The following is a 21,291-nucleotide window of genomic DNA, read 5'->3' as shown; positions in this document are numbered from 1 at the left end:
TTTTGCCACCGCCATTCATTCATTTGGAAATGATCATGTCTTTAATGAACTGAAACTCGAATTCATAGCTGACCTGCCTGCCCGGATTCCCGGAAGCGTGAAAATCCATTCCATACCAGGTCCTGTCCTTGCCAAAATGGTCGCTGTAGACATGCACCGAAATCTCCGGTCTCAGCGCACCGGCATTATATTGGATACGCAGACCTTTTTCACCCGTACCCCGCAGCAGGACACTGCCCTCCTCCAGCACAGGCTTACAGAGAGTCACAAGCCGTTCAATCAATGCCGAAGGTGCTTCAGCAAATTGGAAATCGTCAGTCATCGAAAGGGTTGGAAGATTGACTTCCGTCTGCCATCTGAACGAACGCGTCAACCGCTCCAGCGGTACGTACCCGTAAGCACGAGTTAAGTCCAGCTTCAGTACACTCACATCCTCACCAGCATCAGCTTCCAGCACTCTGGCAAAGGCACCGGCTCCCGGTAATTGATGCTGCCCGTCAATAATAGGCACGCTATGACCCTGGGAACCGTTGCAATCATAGGTATACCGCTCCGTACCAAAATATCCTGCCGTATACTCACCGCTGCCGAGATCTGAGAGATACACCGTTTCATCCCCCAGCAGAATAAAATGGCCAAGATCATTATGATTGTGCGGCTCGTCATTATTCCCGCCTTTGGCGGCAAAGCCGAATACCCCGTCTGGCATAATCTTCCGGACTACCAGCCATTCCGCATCCGGTAAATAGCTGCTGCTGCTGGGCCACTCGCTTCGGCTCTCCGCCGGATTGCGCCAGATCAGGTTCCGAAGCGCCGGCGCCCAGCGGCTGCAGTGGTCTTCTGTATATGGAGCCCTTATCGCAACAGGAGGCGGCTCTACTTCAGGATAGACGGTACTCAGATAGTGGCTGAGTCCCAGGAATACGCTGGTTCTCTGTTGCGAATCGGAGAAATTGGCCACAACGCTGCCGCCAAGATAACATTTCTGCTGGAAGGCAGCGATGCTCTTCACCTTGTCCAGCCGGAACCAATCCAGTTCTCCCCGGCTTCTGCTGCGAAGCAAATCAGCGTAATATACAAAATAGCCAAAACCATAATTCCAGTAGCCCAACCCTTCCAGACAGGCACCGTCTTCGCCAAAGCCCTGCAAATAATATTCCATCGTCCCTTGTACCTTGAACAGAATGTCCGTAAGCTTCTCCGGGTCCTTCAGCAACAGCATGGCAGCCGCACCAACCGACCCCGCGCAGACTGCCGCCCAGTTATGCGTTGCCGTCTCCCAGTGATAAGGCCCTGAGTTCAGATAAGGTCCGAACAATCGCCTTTGAACCTCTTCCATGATCCTTGTCTGCAGTAATAAGGGCAGCCTATCCCCAAGCAGGCAAAGGATCTCACTAAGCGCAAATCCGGTTTCTGCCGAGAACAAATCAATCGTATCCGGAATAACCCTATTGCCGGTATGGGCCGGCAGACACCATGTATACTCATTGCAGATGCCCCATACCATTTCACAGACCGCAAGGATATGCGTGTCCTGCTCCGGTTCCAGCAGAGACAGCAGCACTGACGTGTTCAGCATTCTTCTCCGCTCAAAATAGGGCCGTTCATACTCCAGTCTGGACCCGGTGCGGGCAAAAACAGTAAACAAATCATAAGTAAGCTCAGGAGCAGCATTCCCTTTGAGCCTATCCCCTTCCGCCCGAATTTCCGCGACCTCCTCCGCATATAGCGGTGAATTTCTTACCACCGACCAGAATCTGGCTGAATCCCCACTCTGAACATATAGCCGGATATCGGCTGGCTCCATATTCTGTACCACCGCAAGCAATTCGGATCTTTGCATCTGATGTCGCCTCTCTCTGCGGTGCACGGGCTACCCGCGGTATTCTACGGGTGTAACTCCTGCATGCACCTTAAAAGTCTTTATAAAATAGCTCTGATTGTCATACCCGAGCTGTTCACAGATCTCTCCTACCGTCGAATGGGTCCCATCAAGCAGCTCTTTGGCTCTTTCCATCTTTAATTTAGTCACATATTCGATAAAAGTAGTCCCTGTTTCCTTCTTGAACAGCCTGCTGAAATAGCTGGCGTTCAAATGAAGATGGTCCGCTACCTCATCCAGGCTGATCCGGCTTCCCAGTCGGAGGGAAACATACCGGCAGGCCTCGGTGACCTCGGTCCTTTTACTGCCCCCGGCTCCCGTCCCTTTCCCCGCAACGATGGACTCCAGATGATGATCCAGCCATTCTTGAAGCGCTGGCAGCGAATCAATATCTACAATCTCTTTGTGCAGGGTATCGGCCGAATACGCCGGACGGATGAACTGGAGGGAATGCAGCTTCAGCTTCAGGTCAAGCAGCAGCTTCAGCGTCCAGTCCTTGACCGTCTCCGGCGGGTACTGTTCCTCACGAATCAGTGAGATCCACTTCCCGGACACGGTACGCGCCTGCCCGGCATTTCGGCCAAGCAGCACCTCCCGCAGCTCAGCAGCAGCCAGATCATAATGTGCAAACAGATTGCTTACAGCAGAGGAACTGTGTGCTGTCTTACGCTTGACGATATCTCCTGGCATCAGATAGAACCGCTGCTCTTCGCCATTCAGCAGCTCATTCAGCTGCTGCTTAAGACCTTCCGGTGTTCCGGTGCCTGCACCGATAATGAAGGACATGCGAACCTTCAGCACCTTCGCCAGGGTGGATTGGACTACCTCTAACCCGGTGGCGGCATCCGCATAAATATTACTCTGCAGACCAGGCCTGTAGGAGAATAACAGGAACGATGACTTCACATTGTAGCCAATATATAGTCCGCGCGGCTTCATATCGTCCAGCACTTCATTCATCACATTGCTCACAGCAAAGTGCAGCGTCTGATCTGAGGAGAAGCGGTATTTCACATGCCGGTAATCTTCCAGGTAGGCAATGACAGGCAGGCAGAACTCCCCCTGCCGGAACAGTCCGTATTCGGCAGCCTCATCCAGCCATTTCTCCGGCGACAGCAACGGCTGATGGATGAAATTCTTGATGCTCCGTTCCTTGCGCAGCTCCCTTGTTTCGCCGAACAACTGCCGGATGCGGGAAGCCTCCCAGCCGGCACGGTTCTCTTCATCCATAGATTCCTTGAACCTGCACAACAGCTGTACCAGATCCTCCGGGTCCAGTGCATCCTTCAGCAAATAGTCCTGCACATTGAGGCGCATCGCCTGCTGAGCATATTGAAATTCATTATGGCAGGATAAAATAGCGATCCGCACTCCCGGTCTCAGCTCCTTGATACGTGCGGACAATTCCAGTCCATTCATCCGCGGCATGCCGATATCCGTAATCAGAATATCCGGCATCTCCTGCTGTGCATGCTCCCATGCACTCTCTCCATTCTCATGCGTACCCATCAGGTGGAAGCCAAGCTCCCCCCAGCAGATACTTTCGGACAACAGTTCAATCACCGGATAATCATCATCCACGAGCATCACTTTATACATCCCGTATCTCCTCCCTGTGCGGAATATGCATCTCTATCGTGGTACCGCAGCCGACTTCACTATGGACATCGATGGCAAAATCCTCACCGAACAGCATCCGCATCCGTTCCACCACATTATGCATACCCATCCCGGAGAAAGAGCCTTTGGACTCTTCTTCGCCAGCGTTCTTCGCCGTTTCAGACTGCATCTGTCCTCTTATACTCTCTAGACGGGCTTCATTCATCCCGCGGCCGTTATCACTGACTGACAGAACCACACAGCGCTCTTCCACAGCCGCACGGATGCTGATCACCCCTGGCTGCTGGCTGAGTCCATGAATGAGGGCGTTCTCAACCAGCGGCTGAAGGAAAAAGCGCGGTACCTTAATCAGAAATACCCTGGGGTCAATATCCAACTGCACCTTGGCTTCTTCCTTCTGGCGCAGATTCATCAGGCTGACATAATGCGAGACGAGATCTATTTCCTCATGCAGAAAAATCTCGTCCTCCTCACGGCTAATTGTCATCCGCAACAGCATCGACAGGGAGCCGATCATTTTGGCGCTGTCCGGATCACCGCGCTTCATGACTTTCATGCGGATTGAGTTCAGCACATTGAACAGAAAATGAGGGTTGATCTGGGCCTGGAGCATCTTCAGTTCCGCTTTTCGTTTGCGCGCCTGGGTATCCGACACCTCTGCGATCATTTCTTGAACCCGGTCCAGCATTTGGTCGAACATCAGCCCAAGCCGTCCGATTTCATCATTGCCCCTGACTCCGGAGCGCACCAGCAGATTGCCGCGCTGCACTGCAGTGGTTACTTTGCCGAGCCGTACCAGCGGTTTCGTAAAGGCGCGGACAAGTGTTATCAACAGCAGCAGGAAGACGAAGAAGGAGATAAGCTGGATTACAAATACGCGATTGAAAATGGAACTGATATCCACGATGCTCTCCTTGTAAGGCTGCATTAGTACCAGCCTCCAACCGTTGAAGGACAGCTCCTGCTGAACGACAAGATAACGCTCCCCGGCAATGTCAGCAACTTCAGAAGCCTGCAAAGAATTCACGGCATCCGCATACGGAAACAGTTTACCGATGCCCTCCGGGTCTCCCCCGGAGACAATATGGTCCTCTCCATCGAGCAAGACCACCTTCTGTCCAGCCGACAAATTCCCAAATATATCATGGAGCTGATCCTCCATAATGGTCACAACCGCATAACCATAGATTTCGGTGCTGTCCAGGCGCAGTGTACGGGCCACCGTCACCTGATACGGATGATCAAACTTGTCATAGGCTAATTCCGTTGGCTCTACACCAGCCCAGTAGGACTCGAGCCCCTTCAGCTCTGTCATCTTGCGGAACCAGGGCTTCTTCTTCAGCTCCAGCGGGTTGTAATCGCTAACAGAATAATTCATATAATATTTATCGTTAGTCAACAGAATCGTTACATAACTGTTCTGCCCAACCACAGTAAGGGTATCAAGCTGCTCGAGCACCCGGTTCTGGTCCATAAACCGCTGATATTCGTTACCGCTTACATTATTGGTGGCTGCAAGCTTGAAGTACGCTTTCAATCCGGGATTGGTCTGGACATAATTAGCAATGGTCAGCATCCCCTTCAGGCTGTTCGTCACCGAGCCGTTCACCAGCTGTAAGGAATCCTCCGCATTGGCAATAGCCTGACGCTTGACCGCCTCCTGGGTTAATGAATTGTAGATAAGCAGCGTGAGCGCGGCCGGAACCAGAATACAGGCAATGGAAGCGATCATCAGCTTGTGCCGGATCGAAGTGGGGGCGAGCTCCCTGAGTCTGCTGAACATGGCTGTGTCCCCCTTGAATTAGTTGCCCTGAAACAAGCAGAAACGGCTTGGCCCTCTGGTAAGAAAGGACTTCCGTTTCTGCTGGAGATATCTACTTATCTTGCTTGTATACATTCTATGAAATGATTATAGCAAATTATTTTTTATTGGCCGCAATTATTTTATTCACCCGATCCTGGGAATTCTTGATGGTGGTATCCACATCCTGTTCACCAAGGATCATCTTCTCATACTCCTCATTAATAGCTTTGTAGACCTCAGCCTGGTAGGTAGCCGGTGGAATGATAGCGGATGCTTTGGAAGCCACAAGCGTGTCCACCAGAGACTTCTTGTCGACCTTCTCCGGGTTCTTGGTGCCGGCCAGGATGGTATCGATAATCCCCTCCACCTGATCACTCGTTACTTTGCTCCAGGCTGGAATGTTCTTGCCTTGGACAAGCTGGCCTTCTGTTGTATACCAGCGGACAAATTTATAGGCAGCTTCCTTATTTTTGGATTTGGCGGCAACAGACACATAGTCCGTAGTTACCGGTGTCAGGCCATTTTCATCACCAGCATTGTTCTTAGGGAATGGGGCTACGGCTACATTAAAGTTCAAAGGCACCTTCTCAGTACCGCCGATTTCTGTGTTCATCCAGCTTCCAATCAGAATCATGCTGGCTGACTGGTTGAAGAACTGGGTGCGGTAAGCCAGCTTCTGGGAGATCATGTCCGAATAAGGGACAGCAGACTTGTCTTCCTTTTCCATTCGCAGTCTCAGCGCAAGCGTTGCCTTGAAGTTCGGATCATCCAGATTGGAGGTTCCGTCTGCCTTCAGGAACTCGGAGTTCTGCGGCTGGTTCTCCATCTTCAGCTTCAGGAATTCCATCCAGCCGCCTGCCTGCGGACCATGGAAGTATGTGCCATAGCGCTTCTGGGCCCCTTCGCCCTTCGTCAGTTTCTGGGCATAGTCGGCAAAATCATCCCAGGTCCAGTCGGTCGGAACAGTAAGCCCCGCTTCATCCAGATTATCCTTGTTCAACAGCACATACCATGGATTGAATTTGCCAGGCAGGGCATAGACCTTGCCATCCAGATGGGTATCGACTTTGTAATCCTCTTCCACCTTGAAACCGTCCTTGGCGATATAATCATCCAGCGGTTCAGCCATACCCAGCGCGATGCGCTGGGCATACCCGGCTGCATCACTGAACATCAGGATATCCATCTGCGCGGAGGAGGCTGCCTCCAGATCCAGCTTTTTGAAGGCTTCCTGTGTGTCCCCCTTTTCACTCAACTGCACCAGTTCAATGGTTACACCCGGATTTGCCGCTTCATAGGCTTCCAGAGTATGCTTCCAGTTGTACGCTTCCTCTGTCCCATACGTGTAGAGCCGCAGGTTGGTCTTCTCCGCACTTCCAGAAGCTGCCCCATTTGTTGCCTTACCCGCTTCCCCGTTCGCCCCGCTATTCGCACTATTATTGCCGGTATTGCCGCCGCAGCCTGCCAGCAGGCTTAACATCAGAACTCCCGCAACAGCCGCGGACCAACCTTTTCTTTTACCCATTATTGAACCCTCCCTGGAATAAATCAGTGACTCACAAATGAATTATAGAATACGCTTACATTTGGCACATGAAACAATATTTACTTTTATTGAATTATTTTTACTTCTATTTATATTGAATCTTTAACCTTTCACTCCGCCAAGAGCGATGCCCTCGATCACATTCTTTTGACCCAGAATAAAGATGATAATCAGTGGCAGGATAGCCGATACGGCCGCCGCCATAATTAGGGAGTAGAACTCACCGCTCATGGAAGTGAACTTCTGGATCGCAATCGGCAGGGTCAGCCATTTATCGCTCCGGATGAAGATCAGCGGATTCTGATAATCGTTCCAGGTCCAGATGAACCGGAGAATCGCATAGGTGGCTACCGCAGGCTTCACCAGCGGCATAGCGATCGACCAGAAAATACGCGGATGCCCGGCACCGTCGATTTTGGCCGATTCAATGAACTCCTGGTGCAAACCCATGAAAAACTGCCGTAGCATAAATGTACCCAGCACACTGAAGGTCCCGAGCAGCACCAGACCCAGATGGCTATCGAACAGTCCGATGTTGCGGTAAATAATAAACTGTGGAATCAGAATCGCCTGCCCTGGAATCATATACGTAACCAGTACAATCATAAACAGGAAATTGCTGGCCCGGAATTTAATTTTGGAGAACCCGTAGGCTGCCATGGCCGAGATTAGACAGGATGCTGCTGTAGTGATCACCGCAACCTTGATCGAATTCCAATAGTATAAGGTGAACGGGTAGTCGCCAAACCAGACCGCTTTGTAATTTTCAATCGCATTCCATTCCTTCGGAAGCCACTGGATGGGGTAGGCGAATACTTCCGACTCTACCTTGAAAGAGGTTACCAGCATCCATACAAAAGGTAACAGGAACAACACACTTCCGGCAAACATAACCACCGTAACTATGATTTTCAGCCAATCGACACCTGGACGTTTATCCATATGCTTTTCCCTCACTTCTCTGTCTAGTAATTGACCCATTTCTTCTCCGCCAGCCACTGCCCGAATGTAATCAGCATGACGAACAGGAACAGCACAACAGCAATCGCCGAGGCGTAGCCAACCTTAAGATTAACAAAGGCCGTATCATACAAGTACCAGACCATCATTGTTGTGGAGCCAATCGGACCGCCCTGGGTCAGCACTGCGATTACATCAAACACCTTAAACGTAGCAATAATGCCGGTTACAAGCAGGAAGAAAGTAGTCGGTGACAACAGTGGAAAGGTAATCCGTCTGAATTTGGTCCAGGCGTTGGCCCCGTCAATATCAGCCGCCTCATAGAGATCCTTCGGGATGGACTGCAACCCGGCGATGTAGATAATCATGTTGAAGCCGATGGAGATCCAGACCGAGATCATCATGATGGAGATCAGGGCAAAATGCGGATCAGCAATCCACTTTGGCGGATCGGCTATACCGATAGCCTTCAGCATTTCATTAATCGGTCCATAGGAAGGCTGGAACAGCACCTGCCATACAATCGCTACCGCAACGGTCATGGACACATAAGGTACGAAATAGGCGATTTTAAAATAACCCTTCATATACACATAGCGGTCAATCAATATCGCCAGCACCATAGATACCAGCAAATATATAGGCACTGTCAGCAGAAAGATAAAGTTATTGCGCACTGAGCGGATGAACATGTCATCCTGCAGCAAATTGCTGAAGTTCCGCAGCCCCACCCAGCGGATGCCGTCAAAACCCTGTACAAAATTCCAGTCGGCAAAGCCGAGCACCAGCGTAGCAATGATCGGTATCAGCACCAGAACCGTTACCCCGATCAGCATCGGGCTTACAAAGAGCAGACCGGATAACGTCTCCCCTTTTTGCAGCGACCAGCCCTTATGCTTCTTCACGGCCGGCGGCTTTTGTGTTAAAGTCTCAATATTTTGCCCCATGTCATCACACCTCAATGGTTTGTTATAGGTCACTCCCTTGTCTCTGTTCTCATTATAAAAAAAATACCGTCAGCGATTTGACGGTATTTTGATCTTATTCAGTGTGATTTTTACTTTTTCTTCTTACCTTTGGTGCCCTTCTCTGTATGTGCTTGAAGTCCGCCATCGTAGGTATAGAGGATATGGTCCTCCAGCTGTTCCCGTTGGAGCAGCTTACGCACCAGTTTTTTGCCTGCCTTAGGCGTCATCTCCCTGTACCAGACTCCCTCTGGATATGAGATCACAATACAGGCATCCGAGCATCTTCCGTTGCACTCGGTCACAGTGGTATGTATTTGGCTTGCCGCTCCCTGCTTGTCAATCTCGTCCTCAATCGCTTCAGCCACTTCTTCTCCTTTATTCTTCCGGCAGCTGCTGCCCCCGCAGATCAGCAGATGGTTGACCGTGCCCTGCAGATTCCAGGTCGTCATGAATGCCACGCCCCCTTCTAAACACTAATACCCCGCTTTAGGATCATTATAAACTCTAGCCATTCCCCGGATGCCCGTCAATAGTGTACCATCCGGATCTCTCGGAGAGTTGGGGTAAAATCTTGGTTACCAGCCTCATCAGAGGGGGATAATACCTTTAGCTTGACGGGTCTGCAAGACCCTGACAATGAAGAATGAAGGGGACAATTTTCATGAAAATTCTGTTTATTTACGCCGTTCTTGCCTTACTGGGGTTGAGCATTGCCATATCCGTGGATTGGTTAACCGGAACCCCATTATCCATGTCGTTCAACTTCCTTAACTCCATCTTCATCACTACTACCTTCGAGGAATTAGTGGTCATCATTTTATTCTTTTTCCTCCCGTTTATTCAGCAAGGCATGGATGCCTACAAAAGGAAAAAGAAAACCGGTCAATAAGGCTACCGGTACCAGCCGAACCGTTTGCGCACATGATGGACAAGGAACAGCAGAATAGGAATAACCGCACAGAGGACCGGCAGAATGTATTTCAGAAACACTCTCCCTTCATTCAAGTGGCTAGAGTAGTTCTCAGCACTCATAAATGAGCTGAACAACACAATGACACCAACAGGCACTACTAGTTTCCGGTAATCTTGAACCTTGAACAGATCCGCAGTGATGACTGTCGCGGCGTAACAATAGATCGACATTTTGAAGAAAACACCAATAATTAGAGTCAAAATAACTAACGCATCCAGACGCTGGATAAAATTCGCCACGTTCACCAGCGTGATCGTTGTAAAGATGGGGAATGCCGCTCTGCGGTATATATTTTCTCCAAGCACAGCAATTTCAATGGCATGGGTGAAGCAGAGCAGCAGTCCGCTTAGGATTACTGCCATGACGCCTGCTTTTTTGGCCTTCCGGGGTTTGTTGAAATGGGGCAGTATCGTTGTAATGCATACCAGTTCACCAAACGGGAAAATCCAGATACTGGGATAGGCGGAACTCAGGGCATCCCACCAATCTTTGGCATGAAGCGGAAATAGATGTTTAAAGTCCACCAGCCCGGCAGCAATGACCACGAAATTACAGATTACTCCCATGATCATGATGATCCAGAAATAAATTTCCGCAGTCCTGGCGAATACCTCAATCCCCTTCGTCAGGATATACATTACTGCAATCACCATAATTGCATTGAGAACAAGGATCGGAGTCCGGTCATAGGTTGACGAGATTAAGATATCCCCTGCTTCACGCAAATTCCGGGAGCCGTTGAACATCAGCACTGGAATGAACAACAGACTCAGCGGCCAACCAATGTACTTACCCAATATTTTCTGTGTATAGCCGCTTATGATCAGTCCCGGAAATTGACGATACAGATCGTTGTAGACTAGATACAGCAGCACTCCTCCAGGCAAGGCCATCAATATGGACAACCATACCGCATGGCCGCTTTCCAGACCTATCGGAACAACCAGGGCAGTCCCCAGCTCAAACAGCACAATCATGGCAAATAATTGACTGGGTCCGATGACTTCTTTTCTCATATGGCAGCATCACCTATCTTTTCATTAGGTCATCATTTCTCTTCAGAAGACATGAATGGAGCGAGCCGCATTCCGGTACCACGAATATACGCTTCAATCTTGAGATCAAGTGTCCCTTTGGTAAAGACCTGGTTCCATTCGTTCTCCACAGATTTCCAGGCGGCGGGGTTCGTGCGTTTTAATTCATTCCCAAAATTCAAATAATCAACACCTGCTTGCTGCGCGCCATGGAATGCCTGCTCGATCTCTTTCTTCGTCTGCTTCTCCATAGCCTCTTCCAGCTTGATGATCTCCTTAGGGTTACCCAGATCTACACTGACTTTTGTTTCATTAATATTCCCTTCCTCACTGACATTCACATGGAAAATAGGAATTCCTTCCCGTAATTCTACTGTGACCTTGGTTTTGGATAGGAGTACATTGACAGCAACTGCCTTTTGTTGTTCTCCTGAATCGATGTCCACATTCGTCTCGAGGATTTTATCCAGAATCCAGTCTGTTCCTCTGGCTTCAGGACCGTCGATCCATTTCACCAATTTTCCTTTGTTGAACACAGCCTGGCCTCCCATTGTGAGAATGGTCTCTGCTTCCGATTGGTCCAGGTTTGATTTCTTCTTGCCGGCTTCTACATTGCCAATCATGCGAAGCCCGCTGATTGTGAAGCCTCCCACGCCTGTCATTTTGTTAATCAACTCAAAAACATTAATTTTCGGGTTCTCCCCCCATACACTGGAAGTATTCTGAATCTTTTTAACGAGACCGATGGAGGGAATGCTTTCCTGCGGTGTGAATACCTTAAGAATGGAAGCAGCGTCTGTATCCCTAGAGATCATAACTGCCGTGTTAAGCCTAAGCTCATGAGATCTTTCAAAGATGTCCAATACACCGTCGATACCGCTTTTTGCGATGGACTCCCCCAAGACTAACAATTGGGTGTGGGCAAAAAACAGCTGGCGGCTCGCCCGCTTCGAGGTTCTGCGCAGTGCACCGAACACAGTGTGGTCGGTTGACGTATAAATGGTTATTGCAGACGCCCCGCTGTTAGCTCCCTGGCTTGTAGCTGTAGCCGATGGGTTGATAACCTGGAATGTAACGCTGTATTCACCCGGCTTCGTTCCCTGGTCTATTCCGATGCCGCTGACTATGGCCAGTTCGTTCAACTCCCTGCTGTTCCAGCAGCCTGTCAGACTCAGAGCCAGCCCAATATATACAATCAGGCAGACTTTCAGCTTAACTTTCATTGGAGTTCGCCCTTTTGCCCTTATCTGTTTTTTTGCGCACAGTGCTAATACTTTTCTCCAGTCGAGGCCGGATCTTCATAAAATGGATCGGTGAACGAATGAAGGTATCCTTCTGATCACTAGAGGAAAAAGGAGCCATAGGAGACATGTATGGCACTCCCAGCGAACGCAGGCTACATAAATGTGCAATCAGGATCAGAGCCAGAATAGCTATTCCATAAAGGCCCATAAAGGCCGCAACAAATACAATGGCAAAGCGCAGCAGTCTTACAGAGAGCGCCATGTTAAAGGCTGGTGTGGTGAAACTGCAGATCCCTGTTAATGAAACGACGATAACCATGGCCGGCGACACAATTCCCGCCTGGACGGCCGCCTGCCCGAGAACCAAACCTCCAATAATAGATACAGTCTGCCCGATCTGGGATGGTAACCGAATTCCTGCTTCACGGATAATTTCAAAGGTAACCTCCATCATCAACGCCTCCACAAAGGCCGGAAAAGGTACGCCTTCCCGCTGTGAGGCCAGATTAATGAGCAGCGGGGTCGGAATCATCTCCTGATGAAAGTTGAGTGCAGCAACAAAGATCGCGGGGCCGAACATCGATATCAACAGGCACATGAAACGCAGCAGACGAATCATTGTGGATATATCAAAACGCTGATAGTAATCCTCCACAGTATGAAAAAACATAAAAAACGTTGTAGGTGCAACCAGCACAAAAGGAGTTCCGTCTACAAAAACAGCAATTCTTCCATCCAGTATATTTCCGGCCACACTGTCAGGCCGTTCAGTATTGAATAGAGTTGGAAATGGGGAGTACCCTTTCTCCTCAATTAGCTGCTCAATATATCCCGACTCCAATACAGAATCCACCCGAATCTCTTGCAGTTTTTCTCTTAGTTTCTGCAAATTATCTTCGTTCACTATTCCATGGATATACATGAGGGCCACACTAGTCTGTGTCACAGCACCCAGTGTCATCGGCTCCACCCACAGATTGGGATTTTTTATTTTACGCCGGACCAGAGAAATGTTAACCCCTATCGTTTCCGTGAAGCTCTCCTTGGACCCCCGGATCGATACCTGCGTACCCGCTTCAGAAACAGGCCGAACCTCGCCTCCGCTGGTGTTACCGCTTATTGCTTCTGCCATGTCCTCAATCAATACAATCGTATTTCCCGACAAAAGGGCCTCGAAAAGGCCGCTCATCGTGGTGACTGACTCTCCTTTACCGGGATTCAGCGCATTTTCTTTCATATATTTATAAACGTCCTGGCCCGTTGACAACTTCTGGTCTTCCTCGTGTACAGTCTGGAAGGACATGGCGTGGGAGAGGAACTCATTCACAATTTCTTTATCAGTAAGGCCATCTATATAAACGGCAGCAACCCGGGGACCGGCATTAACCGTCTGGAAATATCGAATAATCAGATCCAGGCTGTTCCCCAAGCTATCTCGGATCAGCTTCACATTGTCGTCAAGATTCTCTTTAAGCGGGGAGCTTTGACTGCTCCCATCCGCCGTTTGCGGTTGTTTCTGTTCGGTTGCTTGAGTAGCCATCATCAGCACCTCCTGCCCATACTATTCGCCCGCTACCCTTTTTTTATGCAGCATCTGGAATAGCCGCCCGCATGTACAGGTGGACCAAATGCAAGAATCCGCGCACACAAAAAGGCTCCCGGCACGATCATTCATGCGTACCGGAAGCCTTTATTTATATTCCTTCAGTGATACCCTGATTTGCTAGTGTTCATCTACTATGCCAAGCGCCTTGTTCTTCTCCTTGAAGCGTTCGTTATGAGAGGAGACGAAAGCCGCCTTGGGGGCTTCAGGGTCCATATACAGCTTCGCGCTGTTCAGCGCTAGAACCGCATCGGTGAATGTTCCGGCAATCAGCCGGACCTTACTGCTGTAATCCACGAAATCTCCGGCGGCAAATACGCCAGGCAGGTTCGTTTCCAGCCGTCCACTGACATTGGCACACCAATCACCCATATCAATACCCCAATCCTTCAGCGGGCCAAAGTCGCTTTTCAGACCATGATTAACAATCACTGCATCCACTTCAAGCTGCTCACATTCGCCGGACTCGATATGGCTGATCGTTACCTGGTCTATCTCTTCCCCATTACTACTGTGCAGTTGGCTGACTGCATGGGGAACGAGTACTCGAACCGATGAGGCTTTCATACGGGCAATATTCTTCTCATGGCCGCCGAACTGCTCACGCCGGTGAACAATGGTCACACTGCCGGCAACAGACTCCAGCTCATTGGCCCAGTCTACCGCCGAATCGCCACCGCCCGAGATCAGCACCCGCTTGCCGCGGAAGGGTTCCAGCTCCTGTACCGTATAATGAAGATTCGTCACTTCGTAGCGGTCGGCCCCCTCAATCTCCAGCTTCGCCATCTGCAGGATACCGTAGCCTATGGTCAGAATGATAGTCCGCGTCCAGTGCCGTTCGCCAGTTGCTGATGTCAAAATATATGTACCGTCCTCCTGCCGCTCCTGAGCAATAATCTGCTGGCCGAGTACGATGGTTGGGTCAAAGGTCCGGGCCTGTTCGGCCAGCTGATCTATCAATTTGCGGCAAAGTATTGGCGTCACGCCGCCCACATCCCAGATCATTTTCTCCGGGTAAATGAGCATTCTTCCGCCCAGCTCTTCCTTGGCTTCAATCAGCTTCGTCTTGAGGTCGCGCATTCCGCTATAGAATGCTGTATACATACCGGCAGGACCCCCGCCAATAATCGTCACATCGTATAATTCCAGCTCTTGGCTCATCTAATTCCCTCCGAAGGTGTATTCGTATCTCTTTATCACTGACATCTATTTATTGTGAAATTGATAATCATTATCACTATAACATTGTATAGGAAGGAGCCGTATTTTGGCAATGGACAAATATGAATTGCACTTTTAAAAAGCAAATCCCCCGCAGCCTTTGGCAGCTTGCAGGGGGTTAATGATTTGTAAAATCTTAAATCAGCCTATCCATACACTGGTGAGTTTACAGTGAGCCCAGTATGGGTCAATTAGAAATCGGCTTAACAGCGACCAATAGCTTGGATTTGTGAAAAATGTGAACTTGATAAGACTGTTTAGGACGGACCTCCGTATAGCTTGGCGGCAATGTATAAGTATGCTGCTCCCCGTCAATTTCGACCTTTACTTTATCACTCCCCCTATATTCGGAGAGTCGTTCAACAACAGTAACTTCTTCGGTAGAGTAACCTTTTACAAATGCGTCTACACTTAACTGATAGGTATTGTTTGAAGTTATTAAGAGAAAAAGATAGGCGAAAAGGGTAAATACATATATAAACATTCTCTTCCAAAAGGTACCCTGCAGAGTCCATTTACTTTTCACAACTAACGTGTACTCTACCAATAGCAGATAAGAAACCACAATATCGCCCGTTAATTCAATCAGCAGCACTCTTCGTTCAAGTCCAGTGTACTTCAGGGCAATACCTAAATCTAATAATAGCAACATAGCAGCAAAGGCAACTCTGATTATATTTCTTGTCTTCATAGCCACATCACTTATTCCAATCTCAAAGTGTCATCCATTACAACACCTTCTAAGGTCGGAAGAAAATAATTCTGACCTGTCAATCTTTCTGTCGTCATGCCTCCACCCCGCAAATGAAAGAATATGTACACAGACTCTCCAGTTCCAACTCACCAATTGCCTGAATGGACTTATCGTAGATGTTAAGCTATGACATTAATTTATTCAATATCCATACGTAGTTACTCTTCCTTATTTATATTAATTTAGCAGTATTTCAAAAAGGCCCATTTAAAAAATGGTACAAAAAAAAGGCACCCCTTGCCAGCTCTGGCCATGGGGTACCCTTCCATGTAATCATATGCTACTCCTACAGCAGCTTCGAAATCACCGTTCCCGACAAAAGCTGGCCCAGCGTCTGATCGAGCGGCAGCGGCTTATTCCCAAGACAGGTCCGCACAGCGGTCAGCAGAACACGTACGTCATACTTGCTGGGATGCACAGGAATCACTTCTTTTTCCAGCGCCAGCAGGCTGTATACGGCCATCATCGCCGATCTCACGGAATACTCCACGGTAAAGACACAATCGTCAGGCACTTCGGCAAATTGGCCAAGGAAGGCCAGATTCGTACTGCCCTGCGGAACAACCTGCGGACGGTCGCCCGCCACACGCGGCATAAACTGGGAAGTGATATACGGCATCATACAGGGAATGACGTTGGTCGTATGCTCCAGAATTTCCGGAATCCGGTCCTTCAGGCCGATATGGTAGCACAGCTCCTCCAGCAGCTCGCGTCCGGTACAATCGCTCATCTTCTTCTTAATATAGTTGCCTTCGGCATCCGGGAACAGGCCATACGCCCAGAGTACCTTCACATTCTCTGGTTGATTCATGAAATGCGGCTGCTTCGGTGCGGTCCAGGACATCATCCAATTGGAATCCTTGATCGTCACAACACCGCCCATCCCCGGCTGGTCACCGGTCAACTCCAGCAGATAAGGGAAGACAATCTCATCACCCGTAAACGTCATCGTAAAAGAGAGCCATTTCGTCTTGTCGATGTCTCCGCAGAAGACTTCCGGATGGCCGAAATCGGGGGATTTGGCGGCAAGCTTTTCCCATAAGCTCCAGCATCCGCGCTCCGTAACCGAACGGTTGAGCACTGCAGGATGGTCCATGTCGCCAAGGGTCGAATTCTCCGTCATTGAGCCGTTTGTAACCATTACCAGATCGCTGCGTGAAGTAGAAATAGTCTTTGGCGTTCCGTTCACCAGGACATGAATCCCGGTAATCGTCTTTTCCCCGCCAGAGAAATCCACATCCAGATCAGTAACCTGATGCCCCTTGTCAAAATGAACACCTTCGCCCTCCAGCCACTTCATCAGCGGCAGAATCAGCGAATCGAATTGATTGTACTCCGTATGCAGAATTCCTTTCAATTGATTCATCCCGGAGATCAGATGCATGAAGCGCTCCATATAACGCTTGACCTCCACCACACTGTGCCAATTCTCGAACGCGAACATCGACCGCCAGAAATACCAGAAGTTCGTGTCCAGGAAGCTCGGGTCAAAAAACTGCTCAATCGTCACCGCGCCCAGCTTCTCTTCCGTCACCATCGCCAGCTTACCGAGCTGAAGCGCATGAGCCGTAGATAATCCCAGCGTGGAAAAATCCGCCTTTTGCCCTGCATGCTCTACCAGCCGGCAATGAGATTCGATCGGTTCAGCCAGATTCAGCTCGCGGAACTCATCCAGCACCGTCCGGTCAGGGTTGGTCAACGATGGAATGAAGCCGAACAGCTCCATAAAGCATTCAAAATGCTCCTCAATCTCGCGTCCGCCCCGGGCACTGTAGCCGTCCTTGGCATTCCCTGCCCCGTCCATCGAGCCGCCATAGACTGCAGACTGCTCCAGAATATGAATATTCCGTCCGGGCATATGCCCGTCACGGATCAGGAAAGCAGCCGCTGACAGCGAACCGATCCCCCCTCCTACGAGATAAGCTTTTTTCGAAGCAATTCCTTCCTGTACTAGCGGGTTAATTCGTTGATAGGTTCCCATTGGTCCTCTTCCTTTCATCGAATTGGATAAGTGGCTCTAGAACTGCCTTCACTATACCCAGCCGAATCTAAGAATTCTATGGACAGCTCGCCGTGTCTGTACAGGGTTTACACATTTGCGGGAGATTGTGTCATTGAACAGGCCGGGTTTGATAGTTAGCCAGCCCCCGTGAGATGCTGCCGTCCATAATCCGGGCAACTTTGTCCACGATCTGCACGGGGTCGGTGTTCGCTCCTGCTTTGAGCCAATGGATTACCTGCTCCAGAACCGCCAGGGAATAGAAATCAGAGATCTCTTTCTTAGCCTGCATAGACACCTGTTCCGGCTCCTGCATGTCCAGCTCCTCCACCACCTGGATCATCACCCCATAGATCACCCCGTACAAAAAACCCTCCAAATGTTCGCGCCCGAGGGAATGGAAGGTGTTCAGGCAAATGGTTTTATTGCTCTGTGTATAATACAAGACGCTCAGGAATCCCTGCTTCCAACCGGAGCAATTGCGGTACGGCTCAAGATCTTCGATAATTTCCGTCTGGTAGACCCAGCCGAGCAGCTCATAAATATCCTGAAAATGATTGTAGAACGTATGCCGGGTCACCCCACAATCGGCGGTAAGCTGCTGAATGGTGATTTTGTGGAGCGGCTTCGTGAGCATCAGTTTTTTGAGTGAGCGGGCCAGTGCATTTTTCGTGACTTGTGAATAGGACATAGCTTCCTTCTGCCCCCCGGGTCATTGATGGACCATAAGATTATCATACTATGTAAAATATTACTCTTCCTTCCATTCTGTATGCAAGAGGTATATCGTCTTAACCGGAATGCTGGGCTTCCCGGATTGCAACTTGCGGCTTGCAGGTCTACAATACGAGTCATAAACAGGAATTAGAACTCGCTTTACAGGGTATTCCATAATAATAGACAAGGAGCGGATTCGATTGCATACAAGAAGGTACGGCAGCACGGGGAAAAGGGTATCCGAAATCGGCTTTGGCGCTTGGCAGCTGGGAAATACGCAGGATTGGGAAGCCATGGAGGATGCGGCCGCCATCCGGCTGGTGCATGAGGCGCTGGAGAGGGGAATGAACTTTTTTGACACCGCTCCCAATTATGGACGGGGTGCTAGTGAAAAGCTGTTAGGGGCTGCCTTGTCCGGCAGACGCAGTGAAGCTGTCATCAACACCAAGTTCGGGCATCAGGCAGATGGAAGTACAGACTTTGGCGCCGGGAATATCAGAGCATCCGTGGAGGGCAGTCTGAAGCAGCTGCAGACCGACTACGTCGATTCAGTACTGATCCACAATCCTCAGTTCGACGTTCTTAACGGGAAATACGGGCATTATGAGGAATTGGAGAAACTGAAGACAGAAGGCAAAATCCTCACCTACGGTGTCTCCGTTGATTCCTCCAAGGATATGCAGGAGGCGGCAAAGCATTCGAATATTGGCGTGATGGAGGTGATGTTCAATATCTTCTATCAGGAGACGGCAGAAGCCTTCCAGCTTGCTCAGGACAAAGACATTGCCATCATCGTCAAAGTGCCGCTAGACTCGGGCTGGCTCTCTGGCAAATATAACAGCCAGAGTACCTTCGAAGGGGTAAGAAACCGCTGGTCCCCGGAGATCATCCGCAAGCGCGCTGCACTTCTGGAGCAGATCCGATTCATTACAGATGAGGACACCACAATGACCATGGCCGCGCTGCGCTTCATCCTCGCCTACCCGGCCGTAACGACCGTGATTCCGGGGGTACGCAGCAGTGCCCAACTGATCGAGAATATTGCAGCCAGTGATGCGGCCATGCCACAGGAACATGTGAAGAGACTTCAGGCGTTGTGGGAACAGGAAATCCGGGATCTGGAGCTGGGATGGTAAGCTGTGAATAAAAGCACAACAATGACGGGCAAACCTGTAACGTTTGTCCGTCATTTCCTTTGTCTTCTACGGAATTGCCCGAGGTTTAATGGAGTCTACTAGTTCATTAAGAAATCTAAAATATTCATTCCGCTGCCCGTATTAGCCTTATACAGCTCCGTATATCCGCATTCCCGGCAGCTGATGGTGATGAACTTTTTGTTCTGTACATCAAACAGCTTCGCAAAGTTGCCGCCGGTTGCCTGGAACTGGTCCACGGCATATTCTTTACATCCGCATTTATTGCAAATAAATTGTTTCTTAGCCATGGTGCTCTCTCCTCCAAAGGGTTTCTCTGTTTCGTCTAGGTATAGGCTGTTATTTATTACATCGGCTGAATATAGGCGAAAAATAATCATATTGCCTACATTGATGCTAAAGACACAGAGGCACCCTTTTATATACTTGGTGGTCTAGGCCGTTTTTCATTGGCAGACTGGAATCGCGTATCCCCATCATATCATCCATAATTTTCCTTATCCAGCCCATCTAATAAATAAGTAAAAAAGACCCACTAGGGGCTTATGCGTCATATACACCCGCCTATAGATATCTATAGACCAAACATTAATTATACTTCTATAATCCAGTTTTGTTCCGCACCGGCCTTCCGGTAGAGCGGTCCCAGCGCCAAGACACCTCATGCCCCCGCATATGCAGGCCACCATACCATTCATCGATTCCTTGCACCAGGACACGATCCGCCGCTCCGTTCCGTATCTGCTTACCATCCTCAGTCAATGTAACGTGCCGGCTCAGAAACTCAGGAATCTGCCGTAACTCCACAAAACCCTGAGCCCCGTCGATGTGCAAAAGAGGATGATCGCCCGCGGTCATCGTACTCAGATATTTGAAGTATTCGAGATCCCCCATACCAAGGACATGCAGGATATCTGTAACCTGACGGAATAACTCCAGCGGCGTATGTGCCCCTGCTTCAATGGCTTCCAGTGTGGTCTGTTCCACAATCCCCAGACCATTCTCCACGGAAGGCAGCCGTGATAGATGGGCCATAAAGGCTTCATAAGCAAAAGGCAGGCCGGACGCCGTCAGCTCTGACTTTTTCATTTCAAGCAGATCAGCTAAATGGGTAGGATCAGAGGAAGCATAAGCCTGCCAAAGCTCACTGCCAAGCTCAATTTCCCGCTTTCCGATCGTCCGCCAGGTCCCGGATAGCGTTCCAAGCTGCGCCGGAGTAAGCTGTCCAAGACCATGGAACGGTTCAATTCCCGGATACTCCCCGATACATAGCAGACTGAGCTTGGTTCGGCCTGGCGAATTCCTCTTGAAGGCATGCAGCAGAAAGGCAAGCATACTCTGATCGAACAGGTCATGCTCAAACCATAATACAACTTCGTCATACCGGGTATAATCGCGCAGCTTGCTTTCCTGTTCCTCACAGGCTGCTATGTACGTATTGGCCGGAACACCTAGTGTCGACTCCAGCACCAGGGAGCGCTTAACACGTTCCTCCGTCCCGGTAAGGTCTTCAAATATTGGACCAGAAGAGTAAATCTCTCTCCATACCAGTACTTCCCCTTGTACAATTCCTTGCTTCAGCATGTTACCCACCGCATCCCCATTCACAATATGCAGCATATTAGCACCCCTTTCATACAAATGATGGAACACGGAAGCCAGATCGGCTCGCTCAGCTTATGCAACGCCTCCTGAACCGCATCCTCCGCTAAATGGACATCCTTCAGCAAGTCGTAAGACACCGCGTACGCCATCCTGCCGGGAAGGAACATCCATAAATATCCTTATATTCAGTTTAATGAATACACGCAG

At 49.6% G+C, this 21,291-nt stretch carries 18 protein-coding genes; 2 read left to right on the top strand and 16 right to left on the bottom strand.

Annotated elements, in window-relative coordinates; genetic code table 11:
• Positions 1-19: 19 nt before the first annotated feature.
• The 7 genes from ACAN54_RS25455 to ACAN54_RS25425 all read right to left on the bottom strand — a co-directional run bounded on the left by ACAN54_RS25455 (position 20) and on the right by ACAN54_RS25425 (position 9,229).
• Entirely contained in the window at positions 20-1,843 is a 1,824-nt protein-coding gene (locus tag ACAN54_RS25455) for a heparinase II/III family protein (RefSeq protein WP_379162143.1), read from the bottom strand.
• A gap of 30 nt (positions 1,844-1,873) precedes the next feature.
• Entirely contained in the window at positions 1,874-3,481 is a 1,608-nt protein-coding gene (locus tag ACAN54_RS25450) for a response regulator transcription factor (protein WP_379162140.1), read from the bottom strand.
• Positions 3,474-5,285: a cache domain-containing sensor histidine kinase gene (locus ACAN54_RS25445; RefSeq protein ID WP_379162136.1), complete on the bottom strand. Its 1,812-nt coding sequence runs from the start codon at positions 5,283-5,285 to the stop codon at positions 3,474-3,476. The genes ACAN54_RS25450 and ACAN54_RS25445 overlap by 8 nt, the downstream gene beginning before the upstream one ends.
• Positions 5,286-5,421: 136 nt before the next feature.
• The gene (locus tag ACAN54_RS25440; protein WP_379162133.1) at positions 5,422-6,831 is read right to left on the bottom strand and encodes an ABC transporter substrate-binding protein; all 1,410 of its coding nucleotides are present in this window, start codon (positions 6,829-6,831) and stop codon (positions 5,422-5,424) included.
• 123 nt (positions 6,832-6,954) lie between these two features.
• Positions 6,955-7,794, bottom strand: a complete 840-nt coding sequence (locus ACAN54_RS25435; protein WP_379162130.1) for a carbohydrate ABC transporter permease — start codon at positions 7,792-7,794, stop codon at positions 6,955-6,957.
• 23 nt (positions 7,795-7,817) lie between these two features.
• Complete coding sequence (locus ACAN54_RS25430) at positions 7,818-8,759, bottom strand: carbohydrate ABC transporter permease (protein WP_379162127.1); 942 nt, start codon at positions 8,757-8,759, stop codon at positions 7,818-7,820.
• Between the two features lie 110 nt (positions 8,760-8,869).
• Entirely contained in the window at positions 8,870-9,229 is a 360-nt protein-coding gene (locus ACAN54_RS25425; protein ID WP_379162124.1) for a (2Fe-2S) ferredoxin domain-containing protein, read from the bottom strand.
• Between the two features lie 212 nt (positions 9,230-9,441).
• On the opposite strand from ACAN54_RS25425, the gene ACAN54_RS25420 reads away from it, so the two are divergent.
• Positions 9,442-9,669, top strand: coding sequence for a YczF family membrane protein (locus ACAN54_RS25420; RefSeq protein WP_379162121.1), 228 nt, complete (start codon positions 9,442-9,444; stop codon positions 9,667-9,669).
• A 2-nt stretch (positions 9,670-9,671) separates the two neighbouring features.
• Here the strand turns inward: ACAN54_RS25420 and ACAN54_RS25415 are convergent, their stop codons facing one another.
• From ACAN54_RS25415 to ACAN54_RS25385, 7 genes are all read right to left on the bottom strand, one after another.
• Entirely contained in the window at positions 9,672-10,769 is a 1,098-nt protein-coding gene (locus ACAN54_RS25415) for a GerAB/ArcD/ProY family transporter (RefSeq protein ID WP_379162118.1), read from the bottom strand.
• 32 nt (positions 10,770-10,801) lie between these two features.
• Entirely contained in the window at positions 10,802-12,010 is a 1,209-nt protein-coding gene (locus ACAN54_RS25410; RefSeq protein WP_379162115.1) for a Ger(x)C family spore germination protein, read from the bottom strand.
• The gene (locus tag ACAN54_RS25405; protein WP_379162112.1) at positions 12,000-13,571 is read right to left on the bottom strand and encodes a spore germination protein; all 1,572 of its coding nucleotides are present in this window, start codon (positions 13,569-13,571) and stop codon (positions 12,000-12,002) included. The genes ACAN54_RS25410 and ACAN54_RS25405 overlap by 11 nt, the downstream gene beginning before the upstream one ends.
• A gap of 183 nt (positions 13,572-13,754) precedes the next feature.
• A complete protein-coding gene (locus ACAN54_RS25400; protein ID WP_379162109.1) occupies positions 13,755-14,795 on the bottom strand; it encodes an NAD(P)/FAD-dependent oxidoreductase in 1,041 nt (346 codons plus the stop codon).
• A 247-nt stretch (positions 14,796-15,042) separates the two neighbouring features.
• Positions 15,043-15,546, bottom strand: coding sequence for a hypothetical protein (locus ACAN54_RS25395; protein ID WP_379162106.1), 504 nt, complete (start codon positions 15,544-15,546; stop codon positions 15,043-15,045).
• 349 nt (positions 15,547-15,895) lie between these two features.
• Complete coding sequence (locus ACAN54_RS25390) at positions 15,896-17,590, bottom strand: oleate hydratase (RefSeq protein ID WP_379162103.1); 1,695 nt, start codon at positions 17,588-17,590, stop codon at positions 15,896-15,898.
• Between the two features lie 130 nt (positions 17,591-17,720).
• Complete coding sequence (locus tag ACAN54_RS25385) at positions 17,721-18,299, bottom strand: TetR/AcrR family transcriptional regulator C-terminal domain-containing protein (protein ID WP_379162100.1); 579 nt, start codon at positions 18,297-18,299, stop codon at positions 17,721-17,723.
• Between the two features lie 226 nt (positions 18,300-18,525).
• Here ACAN54_RS25385 and ACAN54_RS25380 point away from each other — a divergent pair, with 226 nt between their 5' ends.
• On the top strand, positions 18,526-19,461 hold the full coding sequence (locus ACAN54_RS25380; protein WP_379162093.1) for an aldo/keto reductase: 936 nt from the start codon (positions 18,526-18,528) through the stop codon (positions 19,459-19,461).
• A gap of 98 nt (positions 19,462-19,559) precedes the next feature.
• On the opposite strand, the gene ACAN54_RS25375 is transcribed toward ACAN54_RS25380, so the two are convergent.
• Complete coding sequence (locus ACAN54_RS25375; RefSeq protein WP_074113796.1) at positions 19,560-19,769, bottom strand: zinc ribbon domain-containing protein; 210 nt, start codon at positions 19,767-19,769, stop codon at positions 19,560-19,562.
• A 310-nt stretch (positions 19,770-20,079) separates the two neighbouring features.
• Positions 20,080-21,099, bottom strand: a complete 1,020-nt coding sequence (locus ACAN54_RS25370; protein WP_379162089.1) for a DUF1835 domain-containing protein — start codon at positions 21,097-21,099, stop codon at positions 20,080-20,082.
• Positions 21,100-21,291 lie beyond the last annotated feature (192 nt).

It is taken from the genome of Paenibacillus diazotrophicus, assembly GCF_042610465.1.
This window is presented reverse-complemented; position numbering and strand designations above follow the sequence as displayed.

What these genes read in the sequence shown, in the direction of transcription:
- ACAN54_RS25430 (WP_379162127.1), bottom strand. Translation starts at nt 8,759, where the DNA reads ATGGGGCAAAATATTGAGACTTTAACACAAAAGCCGCCGGCCGTGAAG.
- ACAN54_RS25395 (WP_379162106.1), bottom strand. Translation starts at nt 15,546, where the DNA reads ATGAAGACAAGAAATATAATCAGAGTTGCCTTTGCTGCTATGTTGCTA.
- ACAN54_RS25420 (WP_379162121.1), top strand. Translation starts at nt 9,442, where the DNA reads ATGAAAATTCTGTTTATTTACGCCGTTCTTGCCTTACTGGGGTTGAGC.
- ACAN54_RS25440 (WP_379162133.1), bottom strand. Translation starts at nt 6,831, where the DNA reads ATGGGTAAAAGAAAAGGTTGGTCCGCGGCTGTTGCGGGAGTTCTGATG.
- ACAN54_RS25390 (WP_379162103.1), bottom strand. Translation starts at nt 17,590, where the DNA reads ATGGGAACCTATCAACGAATTAACCCGCTAGTACAGGAAGGAATTGCT.
- ACAN54_RS25415 (WP_379162118.1), bottom strand. Translation starts at nt 10,769, where the DNA reads ATGAGAAAAGAAGTCATCGGACCCAGTCAATTATTTGCCATGATTGTG.
- ACAN54_RS25435 (WP_379162130.1), bottom strand. Translation starts at nt 7,794, where the DNA reads ATGGATAAACGTCCAGGTGTCGATTGGCTGAAAATCATAGTTACGGTG.
- ACAN54_RS25405 (WP_379162112.1), bottom strand. Translation starts at nt 13,571, where the DNA reads ATGGCTACTCAAGCAACCGAACAGAAACAACCGCAAACGGCGGATGGG.
- ACAN54_RS25400 (WP_379162109.1), bottom strand. Translation starts at nt 14,795, where the DNA reads ATGAGCCAAGAGCTGGAATTATACGATGTGACGATTATTGGCGGGGGT.
- ACAN54_RS25385 (WP_379162100.1), bottom strand. Translation starts at nt 18,299, where the DNA reads ATGTCCTATTCACAAGTCACGAAAAATGCACTGGCCCGCTCACTCAAA.
- ACAN54_RS25370 (WP_379162089.1), bottom strand. Translation starts at nt 21,099, where the DNA reads ATGCTGCATATTGTGAATGGGGATGCGGTGGGTAACATGCTGAAGCAA.
- ACAN54_RS25375 (WP_074113796.1), bottom strand. Translation starts at nt 19,769, where the DNA reads ATGGCTAAGAAACAATTTATTTGCAATAAATGCGGATGTAAAGAATAT.
- ACAN54_RS25445 (WP_379162136.1), bottom strand. Translation starts at nt 5,285, where the DNA reads ATGTTCAGCAGACTCAGGGAGCTCGCCCCCACTTCGATCCGGCACAAG.
- ACAN54_RS25425 (WP_379162124.1), bottom strand. Translation starts at nt 9,229, where the DNA reads ATGACGACCTGGAATCTGCAGGGCACGGTCAACCATCTGCTGATCTGC.
- ACAN54_RS25410 (WP_379162115.1), bottom strand. Translation starts at nt 12,010, where the DNA reads ATGAAAGTTAAGCTGAAAGTCTGCCTGATTGTATATATTGGGCTGGCT.
- ACAN54_RS25450 (WP_379162140.1), bottom strand. Translation starts at nt 3,481, where the DNA reads ATGTATAAAGTGATGCTCGTGGATGATGATTATCCGGTGATTGAACTG.
- ACAN54_RS25455 (WP_379162143.1), bottom strand. Translation starts at nt 1,843, where the DNA reads ATGCAAAGATCCGAATTGCTTGCGGTGGTACAGAATATGGAGCCAGCC.